General features: G+C 74.5%; 10 protein-coding genes and 1 pseudogene. 8 read left to right on the forward strand and 3 right to left on the reverse strand.

Annotated elements, in window-relative coordinates; all coding sequences use genetic code 11:
- Positions 1-197 (forward strand): annotated as a pseudogene (locus tag GTW08_RS30960) (hypothetical protein); the annotation flags it as partial.
- Entirely contained in the window at positions 194-517 is a 324-nt protein-coding gene (locus tag GTW08_RS07475) for a DUF3817 domain-containing protein (protein ID WP_073573766.1), read from the forward strand. The pseudogene GTW08_RS30960 and the gene GTW08_RS07475, both read left to right, overlap by 4 nt.
- A gap of 7 nt (positions 518-524) precedes the next feature.
- Here GTW08_RS07475 and GTW08_RS32450 read toward each other — a convergent pair whose 3' ends face one another.
- Positions 525-1,295, reverse strand: a complete 771-nt coding sequence (locus tag GTW08_RS32450; protein ID WP_073573767.1) for a DUF2470 domain-containing protein — start codon at positions 1,293-1,295, stop codon at positions 525-527.
- Positions 1,296-1,424: 129 nt separating this feature from the next.
- Here GTW08_RS32450 and GTW08_RS07485 point away from each other — a divergent pair, with 129 nt between their 5' ends.
- Genes GTW08_RS07485 through GTW08_RS07495 form a run of 3 tightly spaced genes read left to right on the forward strand, consistent with a single transcriptional unit; the run spans position 1,425 to position 4,038 of the window.
- A complete protein-coding gene (locus GTW08_RS07485) occupies positions 1,425-2,333 on the forward strand; it encodes a hypothetical protein (RefSeq protein WP_083657987.1) in 909 nt (302 codons plus the stop codon).
- A gap of 14 nt (positions 2,334-2,347) precedes the next feature.
- A complete protein-coding gene (gene pheA / locus GTW08_RS07490) occupies positions 2,348-3,295 on the forward strand; it encodes a prephenate dehydratase (RefSeq protein WP_100879150.1) in 948 nt (315 codons plus the stop codon).
- A complete protein-coding gene (locus GTW08_RS07495; protein ID WP_157818399.1) occupies positions 3,292-4,038 on the forward strand; it encodes a histidine phosphatase family protein in 747 nt (248 codons plus the stop codon). The genes pheA and GTW08_RS07495 overlap by 4 nt, the downstream gene beginning before the upstream one ends.
- A 3-nt stretch (positions 4,039-4,041) precedes the next feature.
- Here the strand turns inward: GTW08_RS07495 and GTW08_RS07500 are convergent, their stop codons facing one another.
- Together GTW08_RS07500 and GTW08_RS07505 are read right to left on the reverse strand one after the other, a co-directional pair.
- Entirely contained in the window at positions 4,042-4,392 is a 351-nt protein-coding gene (locus GTW08_RS07500; RefSeq protein WP_208623007.1) for a metallopeptidase family protein, read from the reverse strand.
- 1 nt (position 4,393) lies between these two features.
- Positions 4,394-5,671, reverse strand: coding sequence for a septum formation family protein (locus GTW08_RS07505; RefSeq protein WP_157818400.1), 1,278 nt, complete (start codon positions 5,669-5,671; stop codon positions 4,394-4,396).
- A gap of 243 nt (positions 5,672-5,914) precedes the next feature.
- Here GTW08_RS07505 and GTW08_RS07510 point away from each other — a divergent pair, with 243 nt between their 5' ends.
- Genes GTW08_RS07510 through GTW08_RS07520 form a run of 3 tightly spaced genes read left to right on the forward strand, consistent with a single transcriptional unit; the run spans position 5,915 to position 8,354 of the window.
- Positions 5,915-6,679 (forward strand): hypothetical protein, encoded by a 765-nt coding sequence (locus GTW08_RS07510; RefSeq protein ID WP_202416630.1) that lies wholly within the window; start codon positions 5,915-5,917, stop codon positions 6,677-6,679.
- Positions 6,680-6,682: 3 nt separating this feature from the next.
- Positions 6,683-7,849 (forward strand): glutathionylspermidine synthase family protein, encoded by a 1,167-nt coding sequence (locus GTW08_RS07515; RefSeq protein WP_062399176.1) that lies wholly within the window; start codon positions 6,683-6,685, stop codon positions 7,847-7,849.
- 52 nt (positions 7,850-7,901) lie between these two features.
- Positions 7,902-8,354, forward strand: a complete 453-nt coding sequence (locus GTW08_RS07520; protein WP_161151655.1) for a DUF350 domain-containing protein — start codon at positions 7,902-7,904, stop codon at positions 8,352-8,354.
- Positions 8,355-8,553: the final 199 nt, after the last annotated feature.

The following is an 8,553-nucleotide window of genomic DNA, read 5'->3' on the forward strand; positions in this document are numbered from 1 at the left end:
CCTCGGAGCCGGCCGCTGCGTCGGCCTCGACGTCGACCGCCGAGCCCGCCGTCCCGGCACCCCCGGCCGGCCCGTCGCCGTTCACGTCCCGCCCGGCGAACGCCGCCCCGCCCCGCAGCACCGATCCGCAGCTGCGGGCCTACAACGAGGAGCTGGCCCGCCTGGCGGCCCGGCACCGGGAGGAGTCCACCCCGTGACCGTCGCGACCGCTCTGAAGGCCTACCGGGTCTCCGCCTGGGTCACCGGCGTCGGCCTGCTGCTGCTGACCTTCTACGCGATGCCGGCGAAGTACCTGTTCGGCGACCCGCGGCCGGTCGCGCTGATCGGGATGGTGCACGGCTTCCTGTACATGATCTACATCGTGTGCACGCTGATCCTGGCCGAGCGCTGCCGGTGGAAGCCGGTGTTCGCCGTGGTCATCCTGGCCGCGGGAACCATCCCGGTCGCGTCGTTCGTCGCCGAGCGGAAGGTGACCCGGAAGGTGCAGGCCGAGCACCTGGCACCCGCCGGTCCCTGAGCCCGGCTCAGCGGCCCCCGGCCGCCGGGCAGCCCACCAGCTCGGCGAACCGGCGCTGCAGCTCCTCGGGCGTGTCCGCGGGTGCGGAGAACGCCAGCCGCACGTCCTGGGTGCCGGTCGCGGTGGGCACCCGCACGCGGAGCCCGAAGCGGTCCACGCCGACCGGGCGGACCCGGCCGCCGGTGAACCCCAGCCCGTCGGGCAGGTGCCGGCGCAGCGCGCACAGCATCTCCGGGTGCGCCCGGTCCAGGTGCTCCAGCCACACCTGCTCGACCCGGCAGAACGGGTCGGGTTCGGCGGCCGCGAGCTCGGTCGGCGAGACCGGCGCGCAGCCCTCGGCGTCGGAGTAGACCGCCGACGACGGGTGCAGCCGCAGCAGGGTGGCGCCGCGCCCGGCGTCGAGGAGGTTGGGGTGCGGGGCCTTCTCGGCGAGCCGCAGCGCCCGTTCCCGGCCGGTCGTCGGGTCCGGCTCCTGCAGGGTCCCGACCAGCCACAGCAGCTCCCGGACCGGCTCGTCGAGCGGCACCGGCGTGCTGCCGGTCAGCTCGAGCATCACCGGGAGCCCGTCGAGGGTGAGCCGGGCGCGCTCGCGGAGCACGTGGTCGTCGGGCAGCAGCAGGTCGGTCGTGCCGTCCGGCCAGGTGTGGTGCATCAGCGGCGCACACGGTTCCGGCTCGCCGGTGCCGACGAGTGCCGCGCGGCCACCACGGGTGACGAGGCTGCGGGCTCGCTCGGCGACGGCGGGCGTCGGGGGGCGGCGCACTCGGGTCGTTCCCACTCTCACCTCCGATTAGGTAACCCTTACCTAAGCAGTAGGCAGTGTCGCCTGTCCAGTGCCCTGTGACGCAGGGGGGGCAACCCCCTCTGCGGGGGCGCCGTGACCCGACCGTTAGCGTCTGTCGGCGTGATGACCGTGCCCTCGGGTTCCTCAGCCGACCCGTGGCCGATCCGTCCGCTGCTCGCTGCGCTGGTCGATGACACCAGCCTGCTGCAGCCGAGGACCGTCGCACCGGGCGTCGACGCCGTCGTGTCGCGCTATCTCGCCGCCCGCGACGGCCACTACGGAGGCCTCGTCGGACGGCTGGTCTGCCCCGCGTCGCAGCTGCCCGCCGTCGTCACCGAGCTCGCCCGTTCCGCGCCGAGCCGGCCGGCGGAGCTGGCCCTCGTCGTCGACACCGGGCTGGGTGCGGTGCCGAAGGCGTTGTCGACCGTGTTCTCCCGCTCCAGCCTGCTCACCCCGAGCACCGTCGAGTGCGCCGCACCGCCGGACGTCGACGGCATCTGGCTCGAACGCGTCTCGGAGTTCGTGCCGGACGAGGTGACCCCGGTCGTGGAGCCGCGCCGCCCCGTCGAGGGGGACGAGGAGGGCACGCTCGCCTGGCTCGCCGCCGTCCGCAGGGTCGCCGAGCACGGCTGCACCCCGAAGATCCGGCTCGGCGGGCCGCGCGCCTCCGACGTGCCGGAGATCGTCGACGTGCACAAGTTCCTGCTGGCGGGCCTGGAGAGCGGCACCGGCGGGATCTCGGCCCAGGGCATCGACCGGATCGTCCGCGAGGACCCGTCCGCGTCGACGCCCCGCGGCCGCCACGGCCTGCTGAACCTGATCGCCGCCGTCGCGCGGATGACCGGGGTCAGCGCCTCGCCCGACCCGGCCGAGGAGGCCCTGGCCTGCACCGACGGCGAGAAGCTCGCCCGGGAGCTCGACGAGCTGCCCGAGGCCGCCGTCGAGCAGGTCCGCACCGTCCTGCCGCGCTGCGGCGTCGACCCGGAGCCGGTCCCGATCGCCGACCTCGTCGCCCTCGGACTGCTGGACTGATCAGGACGGATCGGATGCGGATCGGATTCCTGGGGCCGCACGCCACGTTCACCGAGCAGGCCCTGCTGACCCTGCCCGAGTCGCGTGGCGCGGAGCTCGTGCCGCTGCCCGGCGCCCCCGCGGTGCTGGCGGCGGTCCGCGACGGCTCCGTCGACGCCGGCTGCGTGCCGATCGAGAACACCGTCGAGGGCGCCGTCCCGCCGGTGCTCGACGGGCTCGTCGCCGATCCGCCGCTGGTGATCGCCCGTGAGGCCCGGATCGCGGTCCGGTTCTGCCTGATGGGCCGCCCGGGCACCACGGGTGACGCGATCCGCTCGGTCGCCTCCCACGGCCACGGCATCGCCCAGACCCGCGGCTGGCTCGCCGAGCACCTGCCGGCCGCCGAGGTCCGGGTCAGCTCCTCCACCGCGGAGGCCGCGGCCCAGGCCGCCAGGGGTGAGGTCGATGCCGCCGTCGCCGCCCCGCTCGCAGCCACGCAGCACGGCCTGGAGGTGCTGGCCGACGACATCGCCGACAACGCGGGCGCCGTCACCCGCTTCGTGCTGCTGACCCGCCCCGGCCCGCCGCCGGCGCCGACCGGCTGGGACCGCACCACCCTCGCCGCGACGACGACGAACCGCCCCGGCACCCTGCTCGGCCTGCTCACCGAGATCGCCGTCCGCGGCATCGACCTGACCCGGATCGAGTCCCGCCCGGTGAAGGGCCGCCACGCCGAGTACTGGTTCCACCTGGACTGCTCGGGCCACGTCGCCGACCCGGCGATGGGAGAGGCCCTGGCCGCACTGCACCGTCGCTGCGACCGGCTGATCTATCTCGGGTCGTTCCCGCGATCCGATCCCGCACCGGACGCCCCGGCGGCCGGGGTGGGGAGCCCGGTGGCGGCGCTCGGTGTCGCCACCGCCGACGACTACGCCGCGTCCGAGCGCTGGCTCGCCGCGGTCCGACGGGGAGCCGACACGTGAGCCACCAGACCGACGACGAGCACGACGGCGCCGCCTCCTTCGCGGCCGTCGGCACCGGCACCCGGATCGCGCAGGTCCCGCCGGACGACGGCGCGCTGCGCCTGGTGCTGGTCCGGCACGGCCGCACCCCGTCGAACGTGCGGCACCGCCTCGACACCGCGCTGCCGGGCCCCGGGCTGGACGAGCTGGGTCACGCGCAGGCCGAGGAGGTCGCCGGGCTACTCGCCGGATGGCCCGTGCAGGGCCTGTACGCGTCACGGGCGACCCGGGCGCAGGAGACCGCCGCCCCGATCGGCCGCGCGCTCGGACGCGAGGTGGAGCTGCTCCAGGGCCTGCACGAGGTGTTCGTCGGGGACCTCGAGGGCCAGGAGGGCGACGACGCCCGCGCCGCGTTCGACGAGGTCTTCGAGGCCTGGTGGGACGGTGACGTCGACCGCGCGATGCCCGGCGGCGAGTCCGCCCGCGACGTGTGGGGCCGGGCGCTGCCCGACCTCGCCGCGGTGACCTCCGGCGTGACGGAGGGGGCGGTCGTCGTCGTCAGCCACGGGGCGGCGATCCGGATCCTGTCGCTGGCGCTGCTCGGCGGGCACGACGGCTCCGGACCCGGCCACCCCGACGTCACCTACGGCCGCGAGCGCCCGGTCCCCAACACCGGCCGGGTCGTGCTGCGTCGCGACCCCGGCGGCTGGGTCCCGGAGCTGTGGGACGCGATGCCCGGCGGGCGGCGCGCCACCCACCGGTAGGGGTCAGCCCCAGCCGAGCTCGTGCAGCTTCTCCTCGGAGATGCCGAAGTGGTGCGCGATCTCGTGGACGACGGTGATCGCGACCTCGTCGACGACCTGCTCCTCGTCCTCGCAGAAGTCGAGGACGGCGTCGCGGTACACGGTGATCCGGTCCGGCAGCTCGCCTGCGTAGTCCGCGGTGCGCTCGGTCAGCGCGACGCCCTCGTAGAGCCCGAGCAGGTCCGGCTCGTCGGGGTGGCACGGCTCGACCAGCACGACGACGTTGTCCATCGCCGCGGCGAGCTCGGCGGGCACGAGGTCGAGCGCCTCGCAGACCAGCTCGTCGAACCGGTCGGCGGGCATCGCCACCGGCACGTCAGTTGCCCGACAGCCCGGGCAGGCCGGGTGGGATGTCGAGGTCCGGCTGTCCGGCGCCGCCGTCGGGGGCGGCGGGCTGCTCGCCGTCGGGCTGCTCGACCGGGGCCTGCGAGCCGGGGGCCGGGGTGGCCGACCCGTCGGCCGGGGCACCGTCCGGAGCGGGCGCACCGGGCGCGGACGGTGCCGGGGCGGCGGGCTGCCCGGAGACGACCAGGTTCCCCTTCACCGAGCCGGTGATCGAGGCGAAGCCGCTGTTGTCCGGCAGCAGGGTGCCGATGTTGCAGTTGACCTTGCGGCTGCCGGCCTTCCAGGACTCCTCGGAGAGGTTGCCCCAGTAGACGGTGAGGCCCTTGGCGCCGATCACCTGGTCGTTGCCGGCGAACGTGTTCGCGGCGTCGGTGCAGGCGGGCTGGAGGAACTTGTCCTGGTCCTCGATGGCCGGCCAGTCCTCCGTGAACTCGGTACCCAGGTCGACCAGCCCGACCGCCTCGACGGCGTGCGGCCCGGCGCAGTCGGTCGGGTCGCCGACGGTGCGGCCGTCGATGGCGAGGCAGGTGCCCACCGGCTGGACCGCGGACTGGTCCTGAGCCGCGACCTTGCCGGTGATCGGGAACATCTCCCCGCTGCGCGAGGCCATCTGCAGGCCGCAGCGCATGCCCTTGTCGCCGCTGTCCCAGCGCTGCTGCGACGGCTTGAGCGCGCCCACCCGGAACTTCCCGTCCGGGTCGAACTTGCCGTTCAGGTACGTGGTGACCACCGGGGTGCAGCGGTCGGCGACGAGCTTCTGCCAGGCCTCGTCGGCCGGGAACGTCGGCTGGTCGGTCAGCGCGACCCGTCCCGCCTGCTCGAACAGGTGCGGCCGGGCGCAGTCGACGGCGGCGGTGTCGGTCGCGTCGGACCGGGTCCAGTTCAGGCAGGTGCCCGGGGTGTCCGGTGGGGGCGGCAGCGGCGGGGGCTCCTCCACCTTCGGCACCCCGGAGGACGCGAACGACCCCAGCACGGGCACCTCGGCACCGAGCAGCGAGTCGACCGACGCGACGGTCAGCATCAACACCGCGCCGACCAGGATCCCGATCCCGACCCGGCGGGCCCCGAGGAGCCCGCCCCGCCCTGCGCCCGCGCGTCCGGAGGCCTCCGACGACCGTCGCCGACGGGTCGGGGCCACCGGCGTGGCCGACGGCCGGGACAGCACCGAGGTGGTCCCCTGCCCGGCGTGGACGGCGGTGCGGCCGGTCGCGTCGGGCCGGTCGGAGCCGGCGGAGGAGCGGGAATCCATGACGTCCCCCATCATGCAGCCGGGGTCGGCCCGGCTTCACCCGGCCGGTGCCCCGGCGCGGCGGTCGGTCGGCCGGATGCTGTGAACGTGCAGGTCCGCCCGGTGCGACGGGGTACCGCGACCACTCGTCCGGGCGGGTGTGGGTGAAACGCAGCCGAATCGTCATCCGGGAACGGCCGGTGGTCGTCGGCCGCTCCCGGTACGGTGCGCGCGGGGGACGGGAGTGACGATGGGGGACCAGCGATGACCGACGGACCGCGCGCCGGCGGCGGCCCGGACGACAGCACGCCGCCCGCCGGTACGCCGAGGGCGACACCGGGGGGCGCGACACCGGAGCCGCAGTCGACGACGCCGACACCGCAGACCGACGGACCGGCGACGGCGCCGTGGGCGAACGCGCCCGCCGAGCAGCCCGCCGAGGCCCCGCGCGGCCGGATCCGGCAGCAGGACGGCAGCACCGCGCCGCGCGAGCCCACGCTCGCCGAGAAGCGCGCCCGCGAGCAGAAGCTGCGCGCGGACCGGGAGGCGGTGCGGCTCAAGGAGGCCCGCTCCAAGACCACGAAGCGGGTGCTGATCGGCGCCGGCGCGACCGTCGGCGTCGTCGCCCTGATCGCGGCCGTCTACGCCGGGTCCGGTGGCGGCAGCGAGTCGGTCGAGGCGCGCTGCGTCGACGACCAGGGCGTCGTCGTGCCGGACGAAAACTGCAGCGGCACCCAGAGCCAGGGCCAGGTGTCCAACGGGGGCGGCGGCTTCGCCTTCGTCCCGATCTTCCTGGGCGGCGGCGGCCGGCAGTACCACTACAACTACGGCGGCAGCGGCGGCGTCGGCCAGGTCGCGACCGGCGGGAACGTGTCCCCGCCGCCGAGCGGCACCACGGTCCGCAGCGGCACGACCGGCTCGACCATCGGCTCGGCGAACCGCAGCGGCACGATCTCCCGCGGCGGTCTCGGCGTCGGCGGCGGGTCGTCGTCGTCCTCGGGCGGCTCCGGCTTCTCCAGCGGGAGCTGAGGCGTGCGACGCGAACGCGGCACCCCCCGTCCGGACTGGCAGCGCACCGTCGCCGAGCAGGGGCTCGCCTTCGGCACCCCCGGCCGGGACGGCTCGGGCAACGAGCGGCCCTACTGGGACGAGTCGGTGCACTACGTCTTCGAGATGGACGAGGTCCTGTCCCTCGAGGCCGACGTCGAGGTGCTCCAGTCGATGTGCCTGTCGGCGGTCGACCACGTGGTCACCACCGAGCGGTTCCGGGACTTCGCGCTGCCCGAGTGGTGTTGGGAGCAGGTCGCGCAGTCCTGGCGCCGCTCGGACCCGCACCTCTACGGCCGCTTCGACCTGCGCTACGACGGCTCCGGCCCGGCCAAGCTGCTCGAGTACAACGCGGACACCCCCACCTCGTTGCTGGAGGCCTCGATCCTGCAGTGGCACTGGCTGTCCGACGTCCACCCGGGCGACGACCAGTGGAACTCCCTGCACGAGAAGCTCGTCGAACGCTGGGGCGAGCTGAAGGGTCTGCTGCCGTCGTCGGAGGTGCACGTCACCTGGTCCGGCGCCGAGTCCACCGGCGAGGACCACATCACCGTCGGTTACCTGCAGGAGACCGCCGCCGAGGCGGGCCTCGACACCGTCGGACTGTCCATCGAGGACATCGGCTGGGACTCCGCACTGGACCGCTTCGTCGACCTCGAGGAAGCTCCGATGTCGACGGTGTTCAAGCTCTACCCGTGGGAGTGGATGCTGTCGGACGAGTTCGGCAAGCACGTCACCCGCAGCCTGCCCGAGACGCTGTGGCTCGAACCGCTGTGGAAGACCCTGCTGTCGAACAAGGCGCTGCTCGCGGTGCTGTGGGAGATGTACCCCGGGCACCCGAACCTGCTGCCCGCCTCGCTCGGCAACCCCGGCATCCTCACCGAGTACGTCCGCAAGCCCCTGCTGGGCCGCGAGGGCGCCAACATCCAGATCGTCGCCCCCGGCTACGAGACCGCGACCGGCGGCGTCTACGGCGACGAGGGCTTCGTCTACCAGATGTTCGACCCGCTGCCCGAATTCGACGGGTTCCGTCCCTGCCTGGGCGCCTGGCTGGTCGGTGACACCGCCGCCGGGCTCGGCATCCGCGAGACCGCCGGCCTGATCACCGACGACGGCGCGGCCTTCGTGCCGCACCGCATCCCCGAGTCCTGACCCTGTTCCTGCACCGGTTCCTGCACACCCCCGCTCCCCGGAGGTACCTCCCGTGATCCTCGCCCAGGCGTTCGACGCCACGTACTGGGGCGTCCTCGGCCGCGGTGTCGGCGCGATCCTGCTCTACGCCGTGATCGGCACCCTGCTCATGTTGGTCGGCTTCTGGGCCATCGACCTCACCACGCCCGGCAAGCTCCCGGCGATGGTCCGCGGCGGTCTGCCGAACGCGGTCACGATCACCTCGGCCGGGATGCTGTCGATGGCGTTCATCATCGTCACCGCGATCTACGGCTCGTACGGCTCGCTGCTGCAGGGCGTCGTGTCGTCGCTGGTGTTCGGTCTGATCGGGATCATCGCCCAGGTCGCCGCGGTGCGGCTGCTGGAGTGGGTGACCGGCATCGACATCGGCGAGGTCATCCAGTCCGACGAGCCGCGGGCGGTGGCGAAGGTCGTCGCGGCCGCGCACGTCGCGCTCGGTCTGATCGTCGCGGTCGCCGTCTTCTAGGCCCACCGTCCCGACGCCGCTCAGGCCAGGGCGGTCAGCACCTCGACCCTGGCCTGCGGCGTCGGCATCGCGGCGATCTCGGCGCGGACGTCGCGGGCGGCGGCCGCGAGTTCGCCGTCGTGCAGCAGCCTGCGCAGCGTGTCGGCGGTGAACGGGCCACCCAGCCCGGCGCCGCGGGCGGCGACCAGCTCGGCGTTGT

This window comes from Pseudonocardia sp. SID8383, from assembly GCF_009864975.1.
Taxonomy (GTDB): domain Bacteria; phylum Actinomycetota; class Actinomycetes; order Mycobacteriales; family Pseudonocardiaceae; genus Pseudonocardia; species Pseudonocardia alni.

What these genes read in the sequence shown, in the direction of transcription:
- GTW08_RS07485 (WP_083657987.1), top strand. Translation starts at nt 1,425, where the DNA reads ATGACCGTGCCCTCGGGTTCCTCAGCCGACCCGTGGCCGATCCGTCCG.
- pheA (WP_100879150.1), top strand. Translation starts at nt 2,348, where the DNA reads ATGCGGATCGGATTCCTGGGGCCGCACGCCACGTTCACCGAGCAGGCC.
- GTW08_RS07505 (WP_157818400.1), bottom strand. Translation starts at nt 5,671, where the DNA reads ATGGATTCCCGCTCCTCCGCCGGCTCCGACCGGCCCGACGCGACCGGC.
- GTW08_RS07510 (WP_202416630.1), top strand. Translation starts at nt 5,915, where the DNA reads ATGACCGACGGACCGCGCGCCGGCGGCGGCCCGGACGACAGCACGCCG.